The sequence below is a fragment of the Pseudomonas baltica genome, from assembly GCF_014235765.1.
GTDB classification, from domain to species: Bacteria; Pseudomonadota; Gammaproteobacteria; order Pseudomonadales; family Pseudomonadaceae; genus Aquipseudomonas; species Aquipseudomonas baltica.
In genome coordinates, this window is the sequence record NZ_JACMYH010000001.1 from 800,290 (window position 1) to 825,571 (window position 25,282).

General features: G+C 63.6%; 17 protein-coding genes. 8 read left to right on the forward strand and 9 right to left on the reverse strand.

Annotated features, from left to right (window positions below):
* Positions 1 to 51 precede the first annotated feature (51 nt).
* Together H7993_RS03630 and sohB are read right to left on the reverse strand one after the other, a co-directional pair.
* Positions 52 to 4,434 (reverse strand): NEL-type E3 ubiquitin ligase domain-containing protein, encoded by a 4,383-nt coding sequence (locus H7993_RS03630; protein ID WP_185793469.1) that lies wholly within the window; start codon positions 4,432 to 4,434, stop codon positions 52 to 54.
* Positions 4,435 to 4,530: 96 nt separating this feature from the next.
* Positions 4,531 to 5,556, reverse strand: coding sequence for a protease SohB (sohB, locus tag H7993_RS03635; RefSeq protein WP_122476871.1), 1,026 nt, complete (start codon positions 5,554 to 5,556; stop codon positions 4,531 to 4,533).
* 249 nt (positions 5,557 to 5,805) lie between these two features.
* On the opposite strand from sohB, the gene H7993_RS03640 reads away from it, so the two are divergent.
* The 8 genes from H7993_RS03640 to H7993_RS03675 all read left to right on the forward strand — a co-directional run bounded on the left by H7993_RS03640 (position 5,806) and on the right by H7993_RS03675 (position 17,040).
* Positions 5,806 to 6,123, forward strand: coding sequence for an SCP2 sterol-binding domain-containing protein (locus H7993_RS03640; RefSeq protein ID WP_185793470.1), 318 nt, complete (start codon positions 5,806 to 5,808; stop codon positions 6,121 to 6,123).
* 194 nt (positions 6,124 to 6,317) lie between these two features.
* The gene (locus tag H7993_RS03645) at positions 6,318 to 10,484 is read left to right on the forward strand and encodes a dermonecrotic toxin domain-containing protein (protein WP_185793471.1); all 4,167 of its coding nucleotides are present in this window, start codon (positions 6,318 to 6,320) and stop codon (positions 10,482 to 10,484) included.
* The gene (locus H7993_RS03650; protein WP_185793472.1) at positions 10,484 to 11,410 is read left to right on the forward strand and encodes a hypothetical protein; all 927 of its coding nucleotides are present in this window, start codon (positions 10,484 to 10,486) and stop codon (positions 11,408 to 11,410) included. Before H7993_RS03645 ends, H7993_RS03650 begins: the two co-directional genes overlap by 1 nt.
* Positions 11,411 to 11,515: 105 nt before the next feature.
* Positions 11,516 to 12,358, forward strand: coding sequence for an iron uptake transporter permease EfeU (gene efeU, locus H7993_RS03655; protein ID WP_122476866.1), 843 nt, complete (start codon positions 11,516 to 11,518; stop codon positions 12,356 to 12,358).
* 7 nt (positions 12,359 to 12,365) lie between these two features.
* Positions 12,366 to 13,559: an iron uptake system protein EfeO gene (efeO, locus tag H7993_RS03660; protein WP_185793473.1), complete on the forward strand. Its 1,194-nt coding sequence runs from the start codon at positions 12,366 to 12,368 to the stop codon at positions 13,557 to 13,559.
* 296 nt (positions 13,560 to 13,855) lie between these two features.
* Positions 13,856 to 15,169, forward strand: coding sequence for an iron uptake transporter deferrochelatase/peroxidase subunit (gene efeB / locus H7993_RS03665; protein ID WP_185793474.1), 1,314 nt, complete (start codon positions 13,856 to 13,858; stop codon positions 15,167 to 15,169).
* A gap of 27 nt (positions 15,170 to 15,196) precedes the next feature.
* Positions 15,197 to 16,024 carry an iron uptake system protein EfeO gene (efeO, locus tag H7993_RS03670; protein WP_122476861.1) on the forward strand — a complete coding sequence of 276 codons (828 nt, stop codon included), beginning with the start codon at positions 15,197 to 15,199 and terminating at the stop codon, positions 16,022 to 16,024.
* Between the two features lie 524 nt (positions 16,025 to 16,548).
* The gene (locus tag H7993_RS03675) at positions 16,549 to 17,040 is read left to right on the forward strand and encodes an REP-associated tyrosine transposase (RefSeq protein ID WP_185793475.1); all 492 of its coding nucleotides are present in this window, start codon (positions 16,549 to 16,551) and stop codon (positions 17,038 to 17,040) included.
* A 250-nt stretch (positions 17,041 to 17,290) separates the two neighbouring features.
* Here H7993_RS03675 and H7993_RS03680 read toward each other — a convergent pair whose 3' ends face one another.
* The 7 genes from H7993_RS03680 to H7993_RS03710 form a co-directional block, all read right to left on the reverse strand.
* A complete protein-coding gene (locus tag H7993_RS03680) occupies positions 17,291 to 18,082 on the reverse strand; it encodes an IclR family transcriptional regulator (RefSeq protein ID WP_122478319.1) in 792 nt (263 codons plus the stop codon).
* 58 nt (positions 18,083 to 18,140) lie between these two features.
* Positions 18,141 to 19,451: an MFS transporter gene (locus H7993_RS03685; RefSeq protein ID WP_122478321.1), complete on the reverse strand. Its 1,311-nt coding sequence runs from the start codon at positions 19,449 to 19,451 to the stop codon at positions 18,141 to 18,143.
* Between the two features lie 145 nt (positions 19,452 to 19,596).
* Positions 19,597 to 20,745: a galactonate dehydratase gene (gene dgoD, locus H7993_RS03690; protein WP_122478323.1), complete on the reverse strand. Its 1,149-nt coding sequence runs from the start codon at positions 20,743 to 20,745 to the stop codon at positions 19,597 to 19,599.
* A 277-nt stretch (positions 20,746 to 21,022) separates the two neighbouring features.
* On the reverse strand, positions 21,023 to 21,646 hold the full coding sequence (locus H7993_RS03695) for a 2-dehydro-3-deoxy-6-phosphogalactonate aldolase (protein WP_185793476.1): 624 nt from the start codon (positions 21,644 to 21,646) through the stop codon (positions 21,023 to 21,025).
* A 1-nt stretch (position 21,647) separates the two neighbouring features.
* Positions 21,648 to 22,646, reverse strand: a complete 999-nt coding sequence (locus H7993_RS03700) for a 2-dehydro-3-deoxygalactonokinase (RefSeq protein ID WP_185793477.1) — start codon at positions 22,644 to 22,646, stop codon at positions 21,648 to 21,650.
* A 283-nt stretch (positions 22,647 to 22,929) separates the two neighbouring features.
* A complete protein-coding gene (locus H7993_RS03705; RefSeq protein ID WP_122478330.1) occupies positions 22,930 to 24,225 on the reverse strand; it encodes an MFS transporter in 1,296 nt (431 codons plus the stop codon).
* Between the two features lie 188 nt (positions 24,226 to 24,413).
* On the reverse strand, positions 24,414 to 24,875 hold the full coding sequence (locus tag H7993_RS03710) for an ANTAR domain-containing protein (RefSeq protein ID WP_185793478.1): 462 nt from the start codon (positions 24,873 to 24,875) through the stop codon (positions 24,414 to 24,416).
* Positions 24,876 to 25,282: the final 407 nt, after the last annotated feature.

Genomic DNA, 25,282 nt, shown 5'->3' on the forward strand with positions numbered 1-25,282 from the left:
AGCCGACAAGGGCGGCTGCGGTAGCCATGCACCACAGCCGCCGGGGCTTGCCTATTGCGCCATGGCCTCCTGCGTCAGCGCACGCAGGACTGTCATTTCCGCGGCCTGGCGCTCCACCTGCAAGCTGACCAGTTCCTGGTCAAAACCGTCGTCATAGTCACGCGCCTGCAACTGTGCCAGGCGCACCTGCCACGGTGCCTGGGCGGCGTCCAGGCGAGCCCGGTGCTCGCGTCGCAGGTAATCGAGCCAGTAGTCCTGGCTCATGTGCCACTCCAACAGGGCCGCATCGCTTTCCTGTTGCAGCACCTGGCTGGCCACTGCATCGAGCTGGGCCGACGTCACCGGCTCGATGGCCCCGAACAGCATGCCATGGGGCTGGTTCAACAGACCCAGCCGCGTGGCCAGGCCAATCCGGTAGGCCAGCAGTACCTCGACCTCTTCCATTTCGTCCGCGTCGATATCGCGGGCCGCCGCGCGCGCCCGCACATCGGCGCGGGCCAGGCTGTCGACGCGATCGAGGCGGTACAGGCTGCGCGACAACCCAAGCAGCTGAGCACTGCGTTGCGGCCCATCGAGCGCGGGGTCGGCTGCGCGGACGTACATCTGTTGTTGTTCCAGGTCGGCAAACAGTGCCATCACCTGATCACCGCAAGTGTCCGGGCGCTGGGCGATGGCGAACAATTGCTCGCGCAGCGAGCTCGACGCAGCTGCCGCGTCGATCACTTTCCAGGCCCGCTCGGCCAGGTTGGCGGGGACCAGACGGTAGTCTGCGGTATCGCTGAGCCTGCCCAGCAGCTGCATGAAGCGCCGGCTGCCCGGCATCGCACGCAGCCTGGCCAGTCGCGCCGCAGCCTCGCCGTCGGCCGCTTGCGCCAGTATCTGCAGGTAGTCGAAGACCACGCCCACGGCCTGCAGGCGGCTGACCGCAACGGCGCTCAAGTGGGCGAAAGAAAGACCCAGCGGGCGTGGCACTTGTGGCTCGCCTCGGAAGAACGCCAGCGTGTGCAGCTCGGGCACCTCGACGATGGGATTGTCGTCCAGCTCGACCCAGCGCAGGCGCAGCGGTTGACGGTCCATCAGGCCGGTCAAGCCGACAGGCCACTGCTGCAGCTGACAATCGCGCAGGCGCAGCCCGCCTATGGCCTGAAGCAGGCTCAGGTCCAGGTGCGGGCCCACCGGATTCCCCGACAGGTCCAGGTAATCCAGCGTTCGCAGGCTGCCCAGCGCCTGCATGGCCTGGGGCGTCAGGGTCATGCCGTTGCGGCCCACCCACAGGCTTTCCAGGTTGGGCAGCCTGGCAAGAATGGGCAGGTGCTCGGCCATCGCCTGGCCATCGGTGTTGTCCAGGGCCAGGTAGCGCAATGAGGACAGGCTGGCCAGGCGCTGCACGGCGGTCGGGGGAATCTGCACGGGGTTGTCGCGCAGCACCAGAGCGTGCAGGCCAGGCAGTGTGGCCACCTCATCGAACATCGTTGGCGAGGCCTGCAGGCGGTTGTCGTCGAGCGCGATCATCTGCAGTTCGTTCAGCGCCGTGACACCGGGCGGGATCCGCGTCAGGTAATTGCTTTGCAACTCCAGATGTTCCAGTTGGGTGAACATTTCCAGAAACCCGGGCGTCAGCTCGGTCAGGCCGCACTGTTCCAGCGACAGATAGCGAACCCGGGAAAAGTCGCCTTCCAGCACCGGCAGCGTACCAATGCGCAACTCCGAGAGATCGAGCACTTGCGACATTTCACCGGCACCGTCCTCGGCCAGGGGTGCCTCGCCGCGCCAGGCAGCCATGATGCGCTGCCGCGCCAGCTCGCGATCTGCGCTGGCGACTGCAACGGGTTGCCCATCGGCACCTGGCGTGGTGGTGCTTTCCTGGGCCCAGTGGGCCAGGGAGGCATCCAGCCGCCGCCCTTCGTCGAAGCGTGCCTGCTGGCGAGCGGCGCTGAGGGGACGCACAGGTTGCGCCAGTTCGTCCTGGCTGCCACCACGACCGCTGAGACGATAACCCCAGCGGTGCCCCGCGATGCGCTCGGGCGCCGTGAAGGCCTTGGGCCGGCGCTGGCCAATGAGCCGGGCGGCCCGCAGGCGATCCCCGGCTGCCAGGGCCAAGAGTTTCTGCGGCGAAACAGTGCGCTGTTGTTGCTCACTCATGGCCGCCGTCAGGCCCTGGCGCAGCCTGGCGGTGCGTGCATCGCCGGCGCCAGTGAGGCCGAGGATGGCTCGATTGAGCTGCGCCTCCCACAGGCTCCAGCGTGCCTGGGTGGCCAAGCGCAGCGGAACGCGGGCAGCGGCAATCAGCTGTGCCCGTTCGCGGTCGTTGGCGCCGGCCGCGATCTCTTCGGCAACCACCTGCGGCAGGCGGGGAAAATCGCGAAGCAAGGCGGCCGCCGGATGCCCGACAGGTATCGCTGGTGCTGCTTCGCGCAAACGCGCCAGAGCGGCCGTACGCTCACTCGCGGGAAGCGCCAGCACGGCCCGTTCGGCGCGCAGGTCATCGGCGCACGCCTTGACCAGCGCCGGGAGCTTGCCGCCGCGACGATGCAGATCGCGCAACTGGCGCCCGCTGATTCCGCTGACCTGGCGCACCCGTTGCAGCGCGGCATCATCCAGCCCGTCCAGCGCAGGGCCGAATCGACGCAGCGCCTGCACGGCAGTCCATTGCCCGGGATCTTCGTGGGCCACGCGCCAGGCGCCTTCACCGTTGTGGGTCAAGGCCAGGCGATACTCGACGTCGGCCGCGGGATGTTCGATGTACCAACGTGCGCTACTGGCCTCGAAGCTTTGTCGGTAGAACAGTCCATCGTGCTTGATGTAGTGGCTGCCCCCGTGCGCGTACTGCCACTGCGCATCGGGCACCAGCGTCTGCGGAAGCTGCTCGCTGGCCGCGAACGCTTCCAGGGTGGTCGGCCACAGGCGGGTGCGCCCGGCTCGGTCGACGACCGGCAGCATGCCGGCCACGAACGGCGACCGCGCCAGGGCCACGCCGCCTGCGACCGTGGCGCCCACCACAGCGAGATTGACCGCGACGGCGAAAAAGTGAGCTGCCGCTTCTTCGGTCTGTCCGTGGGTCCAGTCGTCCATGCCGACGAACAGCTCGCCAAGCAGTTGAACGGTGCCGACGGCGGCCATCAACGCACCGAGGGCCGGCACCGACAAAGCGGCAACATTGAGCAGCGTCACGCCCTGCTGCAGGTAGTGCATCCAGCGCGCCTGCCGCTCGGCGGCGTCGATCTCGGCAGTCGGTACAACGAAGTAGCGCGCATCCGCCGCGCGTTTGGCCAGCATGGCCTCGTGCAGCAGCGGTACCAAAGCCTGGGCGCTGGTGGTGCGGCGCAGACCGATATCGGCGTCCGGATCATCCAGTGAACCCTGTGCAATGCCCCACTCGACACGTTGCGGACGCAACGTGTTGTTCAGCCTGAGAAAGAACTCGCGGCGGTCGGGCTCGGCCACGAACCCCGCAAACCAGCCCTGGAAGGCCCCGTCACGCAACTTCGCACGCAGGTCGGCACTGAACGCGTCGAAGCTGGGGTACTGCTTGAAGGCACCGTCGCCAGCACCAGGCATATAGACGATGCACGGTGCACTGGATTGCGTGCTGGTCTGGATGGACACCACACCGTGCAGCGTCGTGCCGCTGTGCACCCAAGTGACCAAACCACGCAGATCGCACAATATCACTGGCTGACCCTGCCACTTCACCTCACCCGGCGTATCTGCCAGCAGCTGCTGCACCACGCTGCAGGCTTGCGCATCGAGCTGGCCGCGCAGCAACGCCTGCTGCGCCTGCACGGCCAGTTCGCTGCGTATATTGGCGCGAAATGCACCCGTGACCCATTTGCTTCTAAGTGCCGTGGGCTTGAACACCTCATCGAAGCGTTGCTGGTAGGCACGGCCCAGATCCAGGCCTCGGCACAGCCGGGCGAACTGGTGAGGTTGTACCGCGATCGTGTCCTTGGCCTGATAGTGCCAACCGTAGCTCCAGCGCAGGCCGTGCTCTTCGAGCCGCAATTGCAGGGCATCGGGTTGCAGCAGCAGCGTGCCGCCGGTGAAGTGGCCAGGGCTGGCTTCGTCTTCACTGAAATTGGCCATGGCCGCTTCCAGCAACGTACGCCGCCGCACACTGAGCGGTCGGCCGAGAATCGCCGAGCCACGGTCGAATTCGACCCATTCGGCGCGAGTGACATCGACAGCGCCCGCTGCACCGAAGGCAGCGTCGAAGGCCGATTGCAGACGGGAGCCGACGAACTCGGCCGGACCGACGAAATCTTTCGCCAGATACTGCGCAGTCGCCTGGCTCGCGCGGTTCTGGCGCAAGGCTTTTTCGTAGGCGTGAATGGCCGCTGGCTCGGCCTTTCGCAACCAGTCCGGGACATGCTTGGCGATGACAGGGTAATGGGCGGGGGTGTCGCTGACATGCAGCGCGGGTGCTGGGGTAACCAAGAGCAGGCTCCAATCCGGGTAATCCACGGCGACATGCCGCAGATGGCCCAGTGGAGCAAGGCGCCCGAAGCGCCCGGTGTTACATAACGCTGGACGTTACCAGAAACGCTGCTGGCTGAGCTTCTCCCAGGCCTTGCCGGCCAGGTGCTCGACCGAGCCGCTGGCTGCCAGCCCTACGCGCTCCTGCAGGCTCTTGGCCTTGGCGTAGTGAAGATGGAACACCTCGGCTTGCCTGGCGCGTTCGGCCAGGTATTCGTCGCTGGTCTTGAGTTCGTCGACCAGCTGCTTGTCGAGCGCTGCCACGCCGAGCCAGACCTCGCCGGTAGCGACATCGTCGATCGACAACTGCGGGCGATAGTGGGCGACGAAACTCTTGAACAGCTTGTGGGTGACGTCGAGGTCTTCCTGGAATTTCTCCCGGCCCTTCTCGGTGTTCTCGCCGAACACGGTCAAGGTGCGCTTGTACTCGCCGGCGGTGAGTACCTCGAAATCGATGTCGTGCTTCTTCAACAGCTTGTTGACGTTGGGCAACTGCGCGACCACGCCGATGGACCCGAGGATGGCGAACGGCGCGCTGATGATCTTCTCGCCGATGCACGCCATCATGTAGCCGCCGCTGGCGGCAACCTTGTCGATGCACACGGTCAGCGGCACACCGGCCTGGCGGATGCGCGCCAGTTGCGAGGACGCCAGGCCGTAGCTGTGAACCATGCCGCCGCCGCTTTCCAGGCGCAGCACGACCTCGTCGTTGGGGGTGGCCAGGGTCAGCAGTGCAGTGATTTCATGACGCAGGTTTTCGGTGGCGGAAGCCTTGATGTCGCCATCGAAGTCCAGGACGAAGACCCGGTGCTTGCTGTCGGGCTTTTTCTTCTTGGCTTTCTTCTCGTTCTTCGCCTGTTCCTTGCGCAACGCCTTGAGCTTGTCCTTGTCGAACAGACCGGCCTCGAGCCGCTCGCGCAGGCCCTTGTAGAAGTCATTGAGCTTGCTGACCTGCAACTGGCCGGCCGGTTTGCGCCGGCCCTTGGCGCGCAGCGACGCGATGGCGGCCAACACCACCAGGATGGCAACGACCAGGGTGACGGTGCGGATCAGAAACCCGGCGTAATCGGCGAAAAACTCCACGGTGACTCCTTACATGCATGACGCCCGCCAAGCCAGGGGGACGATGGAATGAGCCCAGCATACCGGGGGGCAAAGCCTTGGGCCAGCCGGGAAACGCTTGGCATCAAACGAGCCATTCAAACGCACGTATGATTATCCGTTGACAGGCGCCGATACCCCCCCTAACCTCGCAGGACTTTCACTGCCCTATCGAGCCAGGCCGCCCAGGCCCTCGCGATCATTGCACACCTCCAACAAAAGGACCGCACCATGACCTCCGTAGCCGACGCCGTACACGCCATGAAAGCCAAGTTCAATCCAGAGGCCGCCAAAGGCCTGGACCTGGTATTCGGATTCAACATCACCGACGAAGACAAGCAGTACGCCCTGCTGGTGAAAGACGGTACCTGCGAGCTGCAGGAAGGCGAAAACCCGGACGCCAACGTGACCCTGGTCATGGACAGCGAAACCCTCAAGGGTATCGTCAGCGGCGAAACCGATGGCATGCAGGCGTTCATGGGCGGCAAGCTGCGCGCCGAAGGCGACATGATGCTGGCCATGAAGCTGAGCGAACTGTTCCCGGTCTGATTGTTCCCGGTCCAGAGCTGCGCTTCACCGCCGCATCCCACCTGCCCCGACCACGCCTCGGGGCAAGTGCGTCTCAAGCCTCATCCATTTGGCTCCCCTCGCCACATATGTACAGCCATGGTACGCCTGCATCGCTCTAGCCTTGATCGCTCTCAGGCCGGCACCTGCCGCCTGTTCCTTCGATGGAGCGCATCATGGCCAATACCCTTCCCTGGTTTCACTCGCGTCAACTTGCCCAGTGCATGTCCCGCCACCTCACCCAGGCATTTGAAAGCGAACAACTGAGCGTCATCGAGTACGACTGGCTGCGGGGCCTGCCAGATAGCCCCACCATTGCGCCGGACATGCAGGTCTGCCTGCTGGGCAATGCCGATCCCGGCGTGTTCTGCGGACTGCGCATCACGCGCACCGATCCGGACCTTGCGGCGGCCTACTATTACTCGCCACTCACAGGCATCCTGCCGTTCACCAGCAGCGCCGCCTTGCGCGATGCCCTGTTGGCGGGGTTGCAGGCCGAAGCCGGTGCTCGGCCGACCACCACACGCGAGCCGAAATGGGTGTCAGTGACCCAATCACCGTTCAAGCGCTGGATGAAAGCGATCATTCTGGCGCAAGCGCGGCGCCTGAAAGCCATCGACCGTACCTGGCATCAGTTGCCGCTGCTTGGCGATATCCTCGACCGCGACCTCACCGCAGCGCTGCGCACTGCGATGCCTGCCAGCGACCCGATCATCCCGCGCAGCCACAAAGTGCATCGTGTCGACCGTCAGACCCGGGCAGTGGTCAACGTGCAGCGCCTGCTCGATACCGCTCTGGACCTGCTCGCCGACTCACCGCAACCCGACTGCGAACATCGTTTCCTCGGCGTCTATGGACAGACGTTGAGTGACGCCGATGCGCTTTGCTACCGCAGTACGCTGATGGCCACCAACTCACGATTGGCGAAAAACTACAGCGCTGCGCTGGCCGACTTCTGGCGCGCCAACCCCGACAACGAGCGCGGCAGCCTGCGCGATGGCCTGGGTCGGAGCCTGCAGACTGCCTACCTGAGTGCAGTGCTCGAGGCGCAAAGCCATCTGCATGCGAGCAACGCGCAACTGGAGCTGCTGAAATCGGTGGCGACATCGCCAGCGCCTGCCGGCCTGCGCCTGGAAACCCTTCGGTTCAACGCCGACCAGGCGCTGAACGACGAGCCCGTGGCCTGGCCAGGCACGCTGATCATCAGCGACGCCGACCAGGCCAGCCTCGGCTACTACATTTTCAGCACGGACCAGGGTCTGTCGCATTGTGCCGACCTGCAGGCGCTGGGTGACTACCTGCAAGGGCTGGTCGCCGGGGCGAGCGACAGCCTGCGGCTGATCAAAAGCGATCGAGCATTGTTCAACGCGATGATTCGGCCTGTACCCCAGCGCCTGGCGCTGACCGGGCAAGCGTTCCAGACCCTGGCCGACGGCTTGATCGACTTGCAACGGCGCCGGGTGCAGGAGGTGTTCGGCAACACGTCAGCCCTGCGCCCTTCTCCGCTGCTGGCGGTGGCCGAAGCGTTGGATCTGCGCAAGCTGGCACACCCTCGGCTGCACTGGCTCAGTGGCGAGCGGCCGATCACCGCCTTGGCCCTGCAGGCAGTCGAGCCTTCCACGAATCAGGCCAAGAGCAACTGGCTGCTGCAGATCGAGACCCTGCGCAGCTGGCAGCGATCGACCATGCACTGCGTCTCCCCGGTCAAAGACGGTGTGCGCCTGTTGTTCGCACCCGGCCTGCTGGCGATGCAGTCACCGCTACCGGCCGACGAGCTGCGCCTCCACATCGACGGAGCACCGGAGTTGGCAGCTATCGGCCTGGTCGACTACTTTCTGGAGCGGACCAGCGGCGCCATCATCGCGCCACTGACCTCGGCGGATCGAGTGTTGAACCTGGCAGGCATCGAGCTCAACTGGCCCGACGTCGAGCATATAGAACAACTCGTGCTGGCCTGCAGTCCGGCACTGACGAAAACCTACCGCGGCCTGGTGCGCCGGCAGATGTCCGCACCGCAACCACCTTGCCTGGGTGCCTATGACTTGCCAGGTCAACGGCGGGCATTGCGTGAACTCGGCCTGCGTACCAGCCTGGCCGTCGCCCGGCGTGAGGGCAGCATCGACGAGACACTGCTGCAACTGCTCGCCACTGCACTCGACTATCCCACGGCCCGTTTGCGCAATGCTGCCGACACCGACGTGCATGCCATCTATTTGCGGGTGCCTTCAGAAACGAACACCATCCCGCTGGCCGACATGTTCGTGCTGCACTGCCATTCAAAGCCTGCAAGCCCGGTATTGATGTGGTCCGGCGACCACGGGCTGTTCGCCTTTGACTCGCTGCAGCAACTGAAGAAAACCGTGGCGGCTTCGGCCCGTCATCCGCACGCCCGTACACGCTGGCTCAACGGCCTGGATCCGGCCTTGATCGCGACAGTCCTGGAACACTTCCAGGCCGCTCCCGTCTCCGGCATTCACGTGGAAACCCGTGCGCTGACCGGCGACTTCATTACCGAGCTCGATGCGCTGGAAAGCCATCGTCAGCTGACCGGTCTGGGCGTCAACATGGCGCTGGCCGTCCAATGCGGCTTTTCCGCCACGCTGTTCCAGCGCAATGCAGACTACAGCCGCGCCGACAACATGCTCACCGTTGGCCTGGACCGTCTGGCCGTCGATGCGGCGAACGTGCAGCTTGCCGAGCTGCTGCCCCCCTGGATCCAGCGCGTTAGCGCCAGCCAACTCGCCCGCTACGCCGACATTCTCGGACGCTGCCTGGCAACCGCCAACAGGAAAAGCAATTATCTGGCGCAGATCCCCTTCATCGATGATTTTTCGCGAGACCGTCTGCGCGCCTCCATGGCCAAGGTCTGGCCAGAAGGCCCCAGTGATCCTGATCGGGTCGTGATCAAACTGACCGACACCAGCGGCGGCGGGGTCAGCATTGGCGGCATGCTCGGTACCGGTACGCTCGTCAGCCGGACGAAAACCCTGACCGAATGGGCGATCAGCCAATTCTCCGGGTCGGTGTCGAGCGAGATGCACATCAGCCTCGACCCGCCCTCGTTGATCATGGATGTACCGACCACGCACCAGGTGCGCGAGGTGGTCAAGGATGCGGATGTGGGTGGCGAGTACCGCAAGCTGCTGGCCGCCAAGCTGTCCAGGCAGTCCGGAGACTACCCCTTGCGCCGTTTGCTGTTCGTCAAGGCATTGCCGGCGCAGATGGTGCGCAACGCACTCGAACGGGAGATGCAGGGCAAGATCAGTGCGGCGGCCACCGACATGATCGCTCAGGTGGTAGAGATGCCAGACGGTGTGGCTCGCGAGCCCTTGAACGGTCAGCGGATCACCCTCGGGCCGCTGGGCTTGATCCCGGACGTGGGCATGAAAGCCGATATTGCCTGTGGCATGTACCTGATCGCGCCGGTGCAACCCGACCGTGGGCCGGTCGTGCTCTACACCTGCTATGGCGAGTCGGAGACCATTCGCGAGTACGCATCGCGCGCACAGCTGCTGGAGCAGATCAAGACCAACACCGCGCTTCAGGCACAGATCCTGAGCCGACTGCCTGAAGACGTTCATTCACGCTATGAGCACTCGGGGTTCACCGAGCCCCATATCCCCTGGACCACCGAAGTCAACGACGGTCAGCGACTGGGCAAACCGCCAGCCATCGTCCTGCTCGATCAACCAGAACAGGGCAACGCTCTGTACTATCTGTTCGAAGACAATCTCCAGCTCATCCAACTGCTGGCTCGTCAGCAGACCATGTCCTCGGGAGAAGCGAGCTGGAATGCTTTCTGTCACATCGTGAAACTGGGCATCGAGCAAGGTGCGATGATCCTGCCCAGCGTCGTCGGGTCCCTGGTGGCGCTTTATCAGTCGCAACAGCTGCTCAACGATTCGGTCAAGGCGATGGGACGCAGGCGCTGGGGTGAGGCGCTGGCCGACTTCATCGCCGCCCTGGCTTCGGTGGTCGGCGCGCGCCGTGGCGCCGAGCATTTCAAGCGCGAGATCCAGGCCGCCGAAAATGCCGAACACGCACCCAGGGCGCTGGTGGCAGGCCGGCGCTTCGGCGGCCTGAGTGCGGCACTGGCCGTATTGGAAGCCAACGATGTGGCATTGAACAGGCTCAACTACGACGCCCTGCTCAACATGTATGAAACCGCCGACCTCGCGCACCGCTATGCCGTGGTCGATGGCCGGGTGATGGAGGTCAAGCGCGCCGAGCAAGGTTGTACATCGTCAGCAAAGGACGTGAAGGGCCAACCATTACCCTGGATGGCCAGCAGAAGTGGCACGCCGATCTCGAGATCGCGCGGATGGGGGCCGGGTATTCGTTGATGGACAACTACGACACCTGGATCACCGACATCAACATTCCCGACGTATTCATCACCTTGGCCGAAGGTACCGAGCAGATCCGCCAGCGCTACCCTCGTCATCACCAGATGATCGTGCGCGCCCATGCCCATGCGGTCGATTGCCTGCGCAATGCGCTGCAAAATCTCAACCAGAAAACTCCCCACGTACCGCTGCCGGCGCAAACCCTGGAGATTCTGACCGACGTGTTCGAAGTAGACGTCACGCCGGCCATGCTGCAACGTCTGCGCAGCAGCTGTGTGCAGCTGCTCGACGCACTGACCAGCGATGCACTGGACCCACACTCCTCGCCCCGCTATTGGGACGGGCTCAATGAGGAGGGCCACGAGGGCAACCACGCCTTTGTCTGGGAGGGCGATCCGCAGCAACGCATATTCCTGACGGAAAAATTCTTCGATCTGCCGATCGAGACCATGATGTATTCCAGTCATGAACGCACCCAGGCGCAGTTGTACGCGCACCATCAGGCCGCATCGCTGCTGCACGAGCTCAGCCATCAGGTGCTCAAGACCGTGGACCTGGCCTACCTCGACACCTTTCTGCCGCTGCACCAGCATTATGATGACCTGGGCGGCATGTATGGGCAGGCGCAGGTGTATGCGCGCAGCCTGCTCAAGATCCGCCAGGAAGGGTTATCCTTGAGTACGCCGCTGGCAAAGCTGTTCACTCGCCCGAGTCCCGGTGGTCGGCGCGATTTTCGTCCCAGCGACGGGCGTCAGCGCAAAACGGTCCTGCAATTGACAGGCAAGACCCACCTGGCCGATGCCCGCGTGGCCTTCCGGACCGACCCCGAGGTGCGTTCGAAGCTGATTCTGGCCAATGCCGATTCAGTCACACTGCTGGTTTTCCGCCTGGGGCAGGAGGTCTTCACGCCGCCCTCTTCCTGAAGATTTGTTCAGCTTCCATTCGGCGCAAACATCAAGCACGCTGTTTAATAATGAGTATCATTATGTTACAAGTTAGCATCCTAATTACTCGTTGAACGGTGCGAAGTGCTGGTTCCATTCTTGATCATGCTGCGCGAAGGGATTGAAGCCGCGCTCATCGTTGGCATCATCGCCAGCTACCTGAAACAGACTGGTCGTGGTCAATGGATGCCAGCGGTCTGGATCGGCGTCTTCCTGGCAGCGGCCCTGGCCCTGCTGGTGGGCGGCGGCCTTGAGTTGATGAGCGCGGAATTCCCGCAGAAGCAACAGGAATTGTTCGAAGCGCTCATCGGCCTGGTGGCCGTGGTCATCCTCACCTCCATGGTGTTCTGGATGCGCAAGGTCGCCCGCTCGGTGAAGCACTCGCTGCAGGCAGCCCTGGACCAAGCCCTGACTGGCTCTCGCCACCAGGTCGCGGCGCTGATCGCCATGGTGTTCTTCGCCGTCGCCCGTGAAGGCCTGGAAACCGTATTTTTCCTGCTCGCCGTGTTCCAGCAGAGCGAAGGTCCCGGTGCGCCCATCGGCGCCCTGCTCGGCCTGCTGCTGGCGGTGGCCATCGGCTTTGCCATCTATTCGGGCAGCATGCGCCTGAACCTGTCGCTGTTCTTTCGCTGGACCGGCTTGTTCATTCTGGTGGTCGCGGCGGGCATTCTCGCCAACTCGGTCATGGCCCTGCATGAAGCAGGGGTCTGGAACAGCTTGCAGAGCGTGGTCTTCGACATCAGCGCCACACTGCCCATGGACGGTCCGATCGGATCGGTACTGGCCGGCATGTTCGGCTATCAGGACGCACCGACGATCAGCACCCTGGGTGCATACCTGATCTATCTGGTGGTGGCCCTGGTGGCGTTCTTCATGCCCCATGCCGCGCCGGCGCAGGTCAACTCCTCCCCCGCCACTCATCAGTAAGGCTTCCATGTCCAACCCAGTCAATGGCGCCCCGCCGCGTCTGATGCGTGTGGCGCTCGCCGCGTCGGTGGTCGTGATGATCGCCGCCGGCGGCCTGTTCTACTATGCGTCGCAAGTCGCTTCGAGCAAACGTCAGGCCACCGCCCAGAACGAGATCGTGGTGAACATCCATCCGCACAACTGCGAGCCGGCCGCGCTCACCGTGGCCGCGGGGCGCAACAGCTTTCGCATCGTCAACCGCTCCGAGCGGGCGGTGGAATGGGAAATCCTCGATGGCGTGCTGGTGGTCGAAGAACGCGAGAACATCGCACCCGGCCTGAGCCAGGTGATCAACGCCAACCTGCAGCCGGGGGATTATCAGATCACCTGCGGCCTGCTCAGCAATCCGCGCGGCACCTTGAAGGTCACGCCCACGGCCGAGTCCGATGCTGCAGCCAAGGCGCGGCCGTCGATGGTGGCTTTCGTCGGCCCTCTGTCGGAATACCGGGTGTACCTGGCAACCCAGGGCAGCGCCCTGATTCGCGCCGTGGACGCCTTGAACCAGGCCATTGTCGCCGGTGATCTGGCGCAGGCACGCAGCTTGTACGCCCCGGCACGAGCCGCCTATCAACGTATCGCGCCCGCCGCGCAACGCCTGGCCGAACTGGACAATGCCATCAATGCCCGCGCCGACTACTACGAGAAGCGCGAACAGGATACGGCTTTCGGTGGTTTCCACCGCTTGGAGTACGGCCTGTTCCAGCAGAACAGCGTGGAGGGTCTGGTGCCGGTGGCGCAGAAACTGGCCAGCGATGTCACTGAACTGAGGCGCCAGCTGCTGGCGCAGCCATTGCCTCCCGAACAACTGGTGAGCATCGTTGCGCGCAACCTGCACGGGTTGGCGGACCTTCGTAGCCAGGGTGAAGAAGAGCGCTACAGCCACACCGACCTGAATGGCTTCGCGGCCAATCTGGAGGGTGCGCGCAAGGTGGTCGACCTGCTGCGTCCACTGTTGACGAAGTCCGCGTCCGAGTTGCTGCCGCGGATCGACGAGGCGGCGGATGAGTTGGCCATGCAGTTGGCGAGCCTGCGCAGCGGCGACGGCTATCAGAGCTACGAGACGGTCAGCACCGAGCAACGCCAGCAGATCGCTGCCCAGGCCAAGGCCCTGGCCGATGCCCTCGACGGCATCGACCCTGCGCTGGGCCTCTCCACCCTGTAGGCCCGTCGGCGGCACCTGCGGTGTAACTGGCTGACTGCGCTGAACCCGGACGCGGGGATACGACAAGCCGCAGTGGCAGTGCGATCTCTGTAGCAGCGGCGCGAGCCGCGTCGGCGGTACCTGCGGTGTAACTGGCTGACCACGCTGAACCCGGACGCGGCTTGCACCGCTGCTACAGGGATTACGCCAAGCCGCATTGGCAATGCGATCTCTGTAGCAGCGGCGCGAGCCGCGTCGGCGGTACCGGCGGTGCGACAGAGGTTGAAGTGAATGAAACAGCGACGAGATAAACGATCATGAGCAACACCGACAATCCGAATTCACCTGTCGACGCCCAGCGCCGTCGCGTACTGCTGGGCCTGGGCGCCGCCGGTGCGGCCCTGGCCGGTGCCGGCCTGAGCTGCCCGGCGATGGCCGCACCCGCCGCCAAGGTCACCGAAGCGCCAAAAAGCGAAAAGACCCAGGACCGCCATGACTACCAGGGCCTGCACCAGACCGGGGTCGTCACACCGCGGCCAGCCGCAGGCATGCTGGTGGCATTCGATGTACTGGCCAGTGATCGCGAAGATCTGGAGCGCCTGTTCCGCACCCTGGACGAGCGCATCCGCTTCCTGATGACTGGCGGCCCCGTGGCGCAGGTCGACCCCAAGCTGCCGCCGGTGGATTCGGGCATCCTTGGCCCGGTGGTGGTGCCAGACAACCTGACCATCACCGTGTCGGTGGGCGAGTCACTGTTCGACGAGCGCTTCGGCCTCGCCGATGCCAAGCCCAAACGCCTGTCGCGGATGGTCGGTTTCCCCAATGATGCGTTGGAGGCGGATCAATGCCACGGTGACCTGACCCTGCAGTTCTGTGCCAATACCCCGGACAGCAACATCCACGCCCTGCGCGACATCGTCAAGAACCTGCCCGACCTGCTTTTCGTGCGCTGGAAACAGGAAGGTACGGTGCCGCCGCAGGCGCCTGCCAAACCTGGCGAGCCTGAACAGAGCGCGCGCAACTTCCTCGGCTTTCGTGACGGCTCGGCCAACCCGGACTCCAACGACACCCGGCTGATGGATGCGCTGGTATGGGTACAGCCTGGCGGCGACGAGCCAACCTGGGCCGAGCATGGCAGTTATCAGGCGGTGCGCATCATCCGCAACTTCGTCGAACGCTGGGACCGCACGCCGCTGCAAGAGCAGGAGAATATCTTCGGCCGGGTGAAAACCACCGGTGCGCCCATGGATGGCCGGCTCGAAAGTGACGTGCCGGACTACGGCAAAGATCCCGAAGGCAAGCTGACCAAGCTGGACGCGCACATTCGCCTGGCCAATCCGCGCACCCCGGAGTCGCAGCAGAACCTCATCCTGCGTCGACCCTTCAATTATTCGAACGGGGTGAACAAGAACGGCCAGCTGGACATGGGCTTGCTGTTCATCTGCTACCAGGCGGATCTGGAAAAAGGTTTTATCACCGTGCAGACCCGCCTCAACGGCGAACCGCTGGAGGAATACCTCAAGCCTGTGGGCGGCGGTTATTTCTTCACCCTGCCAGGGGTGACCAGCGCCCAGGATTTCATCGGCCGCAGCCTGCTCGCTGCGAGCAAGAACCTCACCACCACTGCATGACCACTTGATACAACCGGGGAACCATTCATGACAAAGACGCCACTCGCTCTGCTGCTGACCCTTGGCCTGTTCAACGCTCCGCTGTCGGCCTTTGCCGCGACCCAGTCGCCGTTGGACCTGGTAGGGCCGGTTTCGGACTACAAGATCTACGTGACCGAGAAGGTCGATCAACTGGCCGTGGAAACCGCCAGGTTCACCGACGCGATCAAGAAAGGCGACCTGGCCACCGCCAAGAAGCTGTATGCGCCGACCCGCGTGCACTACGAGGCCATCGAGCCGATCGCCGAGCTGTTCAGCGACCTGGATGCGTCGATCGATTCGCGTGTCGATGACCATGAAGCCGGTGTGAAGGCGGAAGATTTCACCGGTTTTCACCGCCTGGAATACAGCCTGTACTCGGAAAATACCACCAAGGGCCTGGATGCATTGGCCGACGGTCTGCTCAAGGATGTGAAGGACTTGCAGAACCGTATCGCCGAGCTGACCTTCCCGCCGGAGAAAGTGGTCGGCGGTGCCGCCGCACTGCTCGAAGAGGTGGCCGCCACCAAGGTGTCCGGTGAGGAAGACCGTTACAGCCATACCGACCTGTATGATTTCCAGGGCAACATCGACGGCGCGAAGAAGATCGTCGACCTGTTCCGTCCGCAGATCGAAGGCCAGGACAAGGCGTTCGCAGCCAAGGTAGACAAGAACTTCGCCACCGTCGACAAGATCCTGGCCAAGTACCGCACTGCCGATGGCGGCTTCCAAACCTACGACAAGGTCAAGGAAAACGACCGCAAGGCACTGATCGGCCCGGTCAACACCCTCGCCGAAGACCTCTCCACCCTGCGCGGCAAACTCGGCCTGAACTGAGCCGTCTGCTGGTGATAAGGGCCCTTCCAAGGGCCCTTTTTTGTGGGCGCCGTTTTTGTCAGGGGCGTTTTTTGCAGGGGCTGTTTTTGTGGGAGCGGGCTCTGCCCGCGAAGCCCGCAACCCGGTACATCAGAAACACCGCAAGGCCCCTTCTCGGCCGATGACCGCTCCTACGGCGGACTCGAACCCTGCGTAGGAGCGGTCCGTGGCCGCGAACGCAGCGCTGCGGTCTCCCAGACACACCGCAGCGCCCCCTTCGCGGCCGATGACCGCTCCTACGGCACCCTCAAACCCTGCGTAGGAGCGGTCCGTGGCCGCGAAAAAACCGACGCAATACCCCTGATCTCCCGCAGCATCTCATTCGCGGCTACACGCCGCTCCTTCAAGCTTCTGGCACTGTGCAAACCTGGCCCTCATTACCGGTCATTTCGATCTCCGTAACGGACACACACAGTCATTAATCCGCCCCACTCACCTGCTCACTGCCCGCTACATTCAAACCTCCGCCATGGATGGAGGCTCTCATGCCACTCTACAAAAATTGCAGGTTACGCACGGGCCGCTTTTCTCAGCGTGGCGGCATCTATCTTCTGACTGCCGTTGTGAAACATAGAACGCCCCTGTTCCGGGATTTCGAACTGGGACGGTGCGTAGTCAGGGAGATGATGAATGCCCAGCGCTGGAACCAGGCACAATCGCTGGCCTGGGTTGTCATGCCCGATCACCTCCACTGGCTGATGCAACTTGAGGACGCATCGCTGGAAAGCCTGATGCGTCAGGTCAAATCGCGCTCGAGCAAGGCAATCAATGAACGGTGCGCAAGAACAGGCCAATTGTGGCAGGCAGGCTTCCACGACCGAGCGCTGCGTCAGGAGGAGGATTTACTCGCCAGTGCCAGATACATTGTCGCCAACCCGCTGCGCGCAGGATTAGTCAAAAGGGTCGGCGATTACCCTTTGTGGGATGCTATTTGGCTGCAGGGTTACCAGGCATCCAGCTCAACCCCACGCCCGTAGGAGCGGTCCGTGGCCGCGAACGCAGCGCTGCGGTCTCCAAGACACACCGCGGCCCCCCTTCGCGGCCGATGACCGCTCCTACGGCGCCCTCGAACCCTGCGTAGGAGCGGTCCGTGGCCGCGAAAAGTCGCTGCAGTCTTCCAGACACACCGCGGCGCCCCCTTAGCGGCCGATGACCGCTCCTATGGCGCCCTCGAACCCTGCGTAGGAGCGGTCCGTGGCCGCGAAAAGAGCGCTGCAGCGTCTGGGGTTACACCCTAGCGCCGAGTTCTGCGGAGATGGCGTGAGCGGCTTTCTGGACCACAGGAACCAGGGATTCCATCTTCTCCACAGGCATGTAAGGCAGCGTACTGGCGACACTGATCGCGGCCACGATTTGTCCGCTGGCATCGCGGATGGGTGCAGCCACGCAGCGAATCGACGGTTCGTTGTCTTCCAGGTCGAACGCATAGCGACCCGTCACATAGGTCTGCATACGGGCCTGGAACTGGGGCCAGGTGAGTTGCGGGTGGTCGGGCCACAGGGCGGATTCCGCCGCAACGGCCTCCCCCCGTTCGAACAGCCTCTGCCATTCGGCCGCACCCGCGTCGAGCATCAGCGCCTTGCCGATGCCGGTGCGCGCCAGCGGCATGCGATGACCTACCCGCGAACGCATCTCCGGGCCATTGCGCCCTGGGGTCTTGTGCAGGTACAGCACCTCGTCGCCGTCGCGAATCGCCAGGTGAATGGTATCGCCGGTCCGCGCCGATAGTTCATCCAGCCAAGGGCTGGCCAACATCACCAGTGGCACTTCATCCCGTGCCTGGAAGCCCAGCTCGATCAGCCGCGGCCCGAGCAGATAGCCCACCTGGGGCAGCACCCGCAAGTAGCGCTCGTCCACCAGGCAACTGACCAGCCGGTGGGTGGTGCTGCGCGTGGTGCCGATGCGCCGCGCGATCTCTTTCAGATCACGGGCGCCGCCGGCCACGGCCTGGATCACTGCCAGCCCGCGGAGCAGAGTCTGGGTGCCGGTCGGTGCGGCGGGGGGCATGTCGTCCTGCATGGTCAACCTTCGCGTCAGGTAAAAGCAGGCGCATTATGTTCGCCTGCTCGCAATCGGGTCAAAGCTCGATCCGCTCGACCTTGCCCACCAGCAGAATGTAGGACAACGCCCCGACCAGCGCCGTGACCGCAATGTAAGTGATCGCGGGCGCGAACGAGTCGCCGGTCGCCAGGAAGCCGATGGCGATCGGTGTGGTGATCGCCGACAGGTTGCCGATGAAGTTGAACACCCCGCCCGTCAGCCCCAGCAACCGCGCAGGGGCCAGGGTCGAAACCAGCGACCAGGTGATCGACGCCAGGCCGTTGCCGAAAAAGGCCAGCGCGAGGCAAGCGATTACCAGCGGGGTCGAATCGACGTAGTTGGCGCCGATGATGCACGTCGAGATCAACAGGCCGCCGATGATCGGCAGCTTGCGCGCCAGGCCGATGCTGGCGCCGCGACGGATCAGCCAGTCGGAAAAGAACCCCGAGCACAGCACGCCGACAAAAGCGGCCAGGAACGGCAGCGAGGCGAGCATGCCCGATTTGATGAAATCCATGCCGCGGTATTTCACCAGGTAAGTCGGGAACCAGGTCAGGAAGAACCACAAGGTCGAGTTGAGGCAATACTGGCCCAGGTAGATACCCCAGAGTTTGCGCTTGCTCAACACGATGCCCAGGTCGGTCCAGCTGAAACCGGCCTTGGCCTGGCGCGCCGATTTCTGCATGTCGACCAAGCCGCCGCCGTCGCTGATGAGCTGGATTTCGGCCGCGTTGGCGCCTTTGAAATCGCGCGGCTCGCGATACACCGCGTACCAGATCACTGCCCAGACAATGCCCACCAGACCGGTGCTGACGAACACCATGTGCCAGCCGAATTCGTGTTGCAGCCAGGCCAGTACCGGGGTGAGGAAGGCCAGGCCGACGAATTGGCCCGAGGTGTAGAAGCCGATGGCGGTGGCACGTTCGCGCTCGGGGAACCAGGTCGTCACCACGCGGCTGTTGATCGGGTACGCCGGCGCTTCCAGCGCGCCCACGGCCATGCGCAGCACGAACAGGGCGATGAAACTGCCGGCAAAGCCGAGCATGACGGTGGCAATGGACCACAACGCCAGGGCCACGCTGTAGAGGATGCGTGGCGGAACGCGGTCGACCAGCCAGCCGCCGGGGATCTGCATGGCGGCGTAGGTCCAGCCGAATGCCGAGAAAATCAGGCCGACGTGCACCGGATCGATGCCCAGGTCGCTGGTCAGCGCCGGTGCGGCGATGGACAGGTTGCTGCGGTCCAGGTAGTTGATCACCACGGTGATGAACAACAGCACCATGATGAAGAAGCGCTTGCGGCTGGGCGTCGCCAGCGCCGGCGCGGCGGTAGTGGATTGGGTATGCATGGGGTGCCTCTTATTGTATTTGTAGAGGGGTGATGCGGCGACAGGCCGGACGCCTTCGCGGGTAGAAAGCTCGCCGCCCGTGTGGGAGCGGGGCGGGCGGCGAGCTTGCTACCCGCGAAGGCCGCGCCGCGGTATCAGCGGTGAATCACCACTCGGCGAAGCTGCCGTCGGCATGGCGCCAGATCGGGTTGCGCCAGCGATGGCCGATCTCTGCGCGCTCCCGCACGTACTCCTCGTTGATCTCGATTCCCAGGCCCGGCCCGTTCGGAATCTTCACGAACCCATTGTCGTAATCGAACACTTCAGGATGGGTGACATAGTCGAGCAGATCATTGCTCTCGTTGTAGTGAATGCCCAGGCTCTGCTCCTGGATGAAGGCGTTGTAGCAAACCGCATCCAGCTGCAGGCACGCCGCCAGCGCGATCGGTCCCAACGGGCAATGCAAGGCCAGCGCTACGTCATAGGCCTCGGCCATGTTGGCGATCTTGCGGGTCTCGGTGATGCCCCCAGCATGCGAGGCATCGGGCTGGATGATGTCCACATAGCCTTCACTGAGGATCCGCTTGAAGTCCCAACGCGAGTATAAACGCTCACCGAGTGCGATCGGCGTACTGGTCAACGGCGCCAGCTCCTTGAGCGCTTCGTAGTTCTCGCTCAACACCGGCTCTTCGATGAACATCAGCTTGAACTGGTCCAGCTCCTTCATCAGCACCTTGGCCATGGGCTTGTGCACCCGGCCATGGAAGTCGACGCCAATGCCCACGTTCGGCCCTACCGCATCACGCACGGCCGCAACGCTGGCCAGGGCGCGATCGACCTTGTCGAACGTGTCGAGAAACTGCAGTTCCTCGGTGCCGTTCATCTTCACCGCAGTGAAACCACGAGCCACCGCCTCGCTCGCCGCGCGCGCCGTGTCGGCCGGGCGGTCGCCGCCAATCCACGAGTACACCCGGATCCGATCGCGTACCTGCCCGCCAAGCAGGTCGCTGACCGAAACGCCCAGGGCCTTGCCCTTGATATCCCACAGCGCCTGATCGATACCGGCCAGGGCGCTCATGTGGATGGCGCCGCCACGGTAGAAACCGCCGCGGTACAGCACGGTCCAGATGTCTTCGATATTGCGTGGGTCCTTGCCGATCAGGTAGTCGGATAATTCGTCAACGGCGGCAGCCACGGTGTGCGCGCGGCCTTCGACCACGGGCTCGCCCCAGCCGACTACACCCTCGTCGGTCTCGACCTTGAGGAAGCACCAGCGCGGTGGAACGATGAAGGTCGTGAGTTTGGTGATTTTCATCTGTTGTCTCTCTTGTTCGATGGACGCTCGAGCGTCTGTAAATGTTGCCGTTACCGCCCGTATGGATCTCTGTAGGAGCGGTCCGTGGCCGCGAACCGGGCGACGCGGTGGATCAGTCACTGCGCGGCGCCCTCTTCGCGGCCGATGACCGCTCCTACAGGGGAATGACATCTCTGTAGGAGCGGTCCGTGGCCGCGAACCGGGCGACGCGGTGGATCAGTCACTGCGCTGTGCCCCTTCGCGGCCGATGACCGCTCCTACAGGGGCGCACAGCGTGTCAACCTTTCAACGACTGCCAGGCCTGGACGTACGCCTTCGCGTTATCAGCCACCTGTTGCACCGTCATGCCTGGCTTGAACAGGCCCGAACCCAGGCCAAACCCGGCAACGCCGGCGTCGAGAAACGGCTGCATGTTGTCCGGGCTGATGCCTCCCACCGGTACCAGCGCCGTGCCTTTGGGCAGCACCGCCAGTAGCGCCTTGACCACGGCCGGCGTCAGCGACTCGGCCGGGAACAGTTTCAACACGTCGGCACCGGCAGCCAGCGCGGCGAACGCTTCGGTCGGTGTCAGCACGCCCGGCGCCAGGAACATCTCGGCCTCCTTGACCGCCTTGAGCACTGCAGGATCGCTGTGCGGCATGACGATCAGTTGCCCTCCCGCCGCCTTGACCTGAAGCACCTGCTCGGCCGACAGCACCGTTCCGGCACCGATCAGGCAATCGGCAGGCAAACTGTTGCGCAACAGCCGAATGCTGTCGAAAGGCTGCGGAGAGTTGAGCGGCACCTCGATGATGCGAAACCCGGCGCTGTACAGCACCTCGCCGATGGCCACCGACTCTTCGGGGCGCAGGCCGCGCAAAATGGCGATCAGCCCGTTCTGGGCCATTGCTTGCTTGAGCATGTCAAACCTCTTGGAACTGTTGAGCGACGAGCCCGGCGGCCAGCGCCAGGCTCCAGAGACCGCGTTCGGTGGCCTGTTCGGCCAGGCTGACGCTGTTGAAGCCACACAAGGCCAATGCCTGCCGATAGCGCTGGCACAACGCACTGCTGCCGATCAGGACCACAGCCGGCAGCGATTCCTGCCCGCTGCGCTGGCGCAGCATTTCGGCCAGGGCGCGCAGCTCGTGGCCAATCATCAGGCCGGACAGATAGTCCGCTTGCTCACTGCTCGCCAATTGGCCGGTGAGGCCAAGGCTGCGCGCGCTGAACATGGTCGACAGCACGCCGATGCTGCCCTCGCGCGACATCGCCACGGCTACACCGCGCTCGAACGCCGCGCTGTCGAACGACGCACTGCGCTTCTGCGTGCGGCCGAGAATGGTGTGGGCACTGGCTGCGGCGAACAGCTCGCCGGTCATGAAGGTGTCGAAATGCTCGATGCGCTGCTCGACCACCCTCGCCCACTTCGAATGGCTGCCAGGCAGGCCGATCAGCAAGGTCTGGTCGCGCTCACCCGAAGGCAGCGACTGCAGCAGGCCGAAGATCTGGGTTTCCTCGCCGCGCATGACGTTGGGCAGTGCCGAACGTTGCAGCACGCCGGGCACCAGATGCACGCAGATACCCCTGAGGGTACGCACGCGAGCCATGCCGGCTGCGACATCGGCGGCCTGCGCCGGGCTCTGGCAATACGGCACCTCGTGCCAACCCTGGGCGCTGCCGACCATGCCGCAGGCGATCACGGCAACGTCAGGAAAAGCGTCGAGCCAGTCGCCGCAGGCCTCATCGAAGGTCAGCTCGAAACCATCGCTGGTCTGTTCGCCGCAAATGCTACGGGGGGTGTTGGACAACTGCATGATGCCCCGATCCAGCGAACGCTGGTCGAGTACGTGGCCATCAGAGCCGAGCAGATAAGCTCGCAGGGAACTGGTTCCCCAATCGAGTGCAACGAGTTGCGGCTGCATCGCTTCACCTTGTTTGTTTTTGGTAGTGAGTGGCGGTGTGTGATGGCCGACTATAAATCCATTTGAACGATAATCTCAATATATAATTATCAATCCCATATATAGGGATTTTATAGGCACAAATCCCTCGTAGGAGCGGTCATCGGCCGCGAAAAGAGCGCCGCGGTGTGTCAGCTGAATCGCGGTGAATCTTTCGCGGCCACGGACCGCTCCCACACCAGCACCGCAGCATTCTTGGGATCGAGGCATAAAAAAACCGGCCTGGTGGCCGGTTCGTTTGAGGTCAGGCGTAGGCCTGAAGAGGTCGGCGTCTGCCGAAGAGCCAGGCGGTGCCGACACCGACCGCACCCATCACCACGCAATAGCCCACACAGACCCACGGGCTCCACGGCATCAAGGCGATCAGCAGCAGCGGCGTGGTACTCGCCCACAGCGCATACGCGATGTTGTAGGTAAACGAAATGCCCGATACACGCACCTTGGCGGGAAACAGGCCGACCATCAGCGACGGCACCACACCCACCACTCCACACCCCAGACCAGCCAGCGCATAGGCCACGGCAAGACTGCCGACCCCGGCAACCAGGCTGGCATAGAGCGCGGTGATGCCCAGCGGCAGCAGCACGCTATAAAGGACCAGCGCACGCCAGGCGCCGATGCGATCGACCAGCAGGCCAGCCAACACGCAGCCAACGTTGAGGAAGACGATACCCAGGCTACTCAGCGCAAAGGTGTGCCGTGCATCCAGGCCAAAGCGCTGCTGCATCACCGTCGGCGTGATCACCACCAGCACCACCACCGCCGAAGTCAGCACACACGTCAGCAACACCGCCGGAATCAGCGAAGCGCGGTGTTCACGCAGCACGGTACGCAGGGAGAATTCGCTGACCTGCTCACTGCGCGCGCGCATGGCCAGAAACACCGGTGTTTCGCTGAGCAGTCGGCGCAGCCACACACCGACCACGCCAAATACGCCGCCCAGCAGGAAGGGCAAACGCCACGCCCAATCGAGGATTTCCTGCGGGGTGTACACCCGCGCCAGCACGGTGGCAGTCAATGCGCCGAGCAGATAGCCAAAGGTCAGCCCCGCCTGGAGAAACCCCAAGGCATAGCCGCGTCTTCTCAGCGGCACGTGCTCGGCCACGAACACCCAGGCGCTGGGCACCTCGCCCCCCACGGCAGCGCCCTGCAGAATGCGCAGGGCCAGCAGCAGCAGCGGCGCGAAGTAACCGATCTGCGCATAGGTGGGCATCATGCCGATCAGCAGGCAGGGCACCGCCATCATCAGGATGCTCAGGCTGAACACACGCTTGCGTCCCAGACGATCGGCGAAATGCGCCATCAGGATGCCGCCCAACGGGCGGGCCAGATAGCCGGTCACGAAGATGCCGAAGCTCTGCAACAGGCGTAGCCATTCGGGCATCTGCGGCGGGAAGAACAGCTGGCTGAGGGTCAGGGCGAAGAATACGAAGATGATGAAATCGTAGATTTCCAGCGCGCCACCGAGGGCCGCCAGACCGAGGGTCTTGTGGTCGCTGCGGTTGAGCAGCAATGGCTGGGCAGAGCTATCGGCAGGCATGGGCAAGTCCGCTGGTGGCCGACGGCGCGTATCCTCGCGCCTGTCAAAGGCGCGCAGGATAGCAAAAACCGTTAGGCGTGGCAGGCGCTATGAGGTGCCTATCCCGTAGAAGCGGTCATCGGCCGCGAAAGGAACGCCGCAGACTGGCTGATACACCGCAATGCCCGGTTCGCGGCCGACGACCGCTCCTACAGCGGCGGTGGGCTGAGGGATTTGCGTGCGCGGATGCCATCGCCGATCACGCGAACGCGATGCTCCGGCGGCGCCTTGGGCGATTCGACAATGGCCATGAAGGTCTGCAGCGCGTCGCGGTCCGGCAGCTGCGTGACGCTGGTGCTCAACCGCTCACCGCCAGGGTCGGCCAGTTCGGTTTCGATCCGCTTCTGGCTCTCATACAGCAACGCATGGCGAACGTGCTCACTGTTCTTGCAGAACCGCGGCAGATCGACACCCGACCGCACAGCCATGTCAGTGTTGGCAATCAACAGATCGAAAGGCTCGTAAGCGCTTTGCACCATGGTCAGCAGTTCGTCGAGCGAACCCACCGGCACCACCCTGAAGTAGCCCAGGTTGTTGAGCGTTCGTTCGATCTGCACCGCCTGCTGGTCCAACTCGTCGGCAATCAGAATCCGCAATCTCTTGTCAGCCATCATCCACTTCCCAGGCGTCGGCGCAGGACGATCCCTTACCCGCCTCGCCAAGCCACTACAGCGGGTGCAATTCAACCCGCGGCTTCCAATGATCATCACCCCCAGGGGGTGGCCCGCCGGCAAGCTTACTCTCCCAAACGACAGTTCGAAACGGAAAACGTCGAGCGTTTGACGATAAATCACAAACTACATTTGAGATTGTCTGCAAGCTGCTGTTTTGTAATGCTTTAATTCTTTATTACTTAAAGTTTACCCAGCATATTTCCGACGGTTAGCGCCGTTTCCAGATACATTTCCGGTGACAACACGGAACGAGCGGCAACGACCTGCGCTCATAGCTTCGAACCCTCCCCTGATTCACGCTAGCTGCATCAGCGTACGGCAGGCCCCGCTTGCCGTTGAGAGAG

What these genes read in the sequence shown, in the direction of transcription:
- H7993_RS03640 (WP_185793470.1), top strand. Translation starts at nt 5,806, where the DNA reads ATGACCTCCGTAGCCGACGCCGTACACGCCATGAAAGCCAAGTTCAAT.
- H7993_RS03645 (WP_185793471.1), top strand. Translation starts at nt 6,318, where the DNA reads ATGGCCAATACCCTTCCCTGGTTTCACTCGCGTCAACTTGCCCAGTGC.
- H7993_RS03650 (WP_185793472.1), top strand. Translation starts at nt 10,484, where the DNA reads ATGGACAACTACGACACCTGGATCACCGACATCAACATTCCCGACGTA.
- efeO (WP_185793473.1), top strand. Translation starts at nt 12,366, where the DNA reads ATGTCCAACCCAGTCAATGGCGCCCCGCCGCGTCTGATGCGTGTGGCG.
- efeB (WP_185793474.1), top strand. Translation starts at nt 13,856, where the DNA reads ATGAGCAACACCGACAATCCGAATTCACCTGTCGACGCCCAGCGCCGT.
- efeO (WP_122476861.1), top strand. Translation starts at nt 15,197, where the DNA reads ATGACAAAGACGCCACTCGCTCTGCTGCTGACCCTTGGCCTGTTCAAC.
- H7993_RS03675 (WP_185793475.1), top strand. Translation starts at nt 16,549, where the DNA reads ATGCCACTCTACAAAAATTGCAGGTTACGCACGGGCCGCTTTTCTCAG.
- H7993_RS03680 (WP_122478319.1), bottom strand. Translation starts at nt 18,082, where the DNA reads ATGCAGGACGACATGCCCCCCGCCGCACCGACCGGCACCCAGACTCTG.
- H7993_RS03685 (WP_122478321.1), bottom strand. Translation starts at nt 19,451, where the DNA reads ATGCATACCCAATCCACTACCGCCGCGCCGGCGCTGGCGACGCCCAGC.
- dgoD (WP_122478323.1), bottom strand. Translation starts at nt 20,745, where the DNA reads ATGAAAATCACCAAACTCACGACCTTCATCGTTCCACCGCGCTGGTGC.
- H7993_RS03695 (WP_185793476.1), bottom strand. Translation starts at nt 21,646, where the DNA reads ATGCTCAAGCAAGCAATGGCCCAGAACGGGCTGATCGCCATTTTGCGC.
- H7993_RS03700 (WP_185793477.1), bottom strand. Translation starts at nt 22,646, where the DNA reads ATGCAGCCGCAACTCGTTGCACTCGATTGGGGAACCAGTTCCCTGCGA.
- H7993_RS03705 (WP_122478330.1), bottom strand. Translation starts at nt 24,225, where the DNA reads ATGCCTGCCGATAGCTCTGCCCAGCCATTGCTGCTCAACCGCAGCGAC.
- H7993_RS03710 (WP_185793478.1), bottom strand. Translation starts at nt 24,875, where the DNA reads ATGGCTGACAAGAGATTGCGGATTCTGATTGCCGACGAGTTGGACCAG.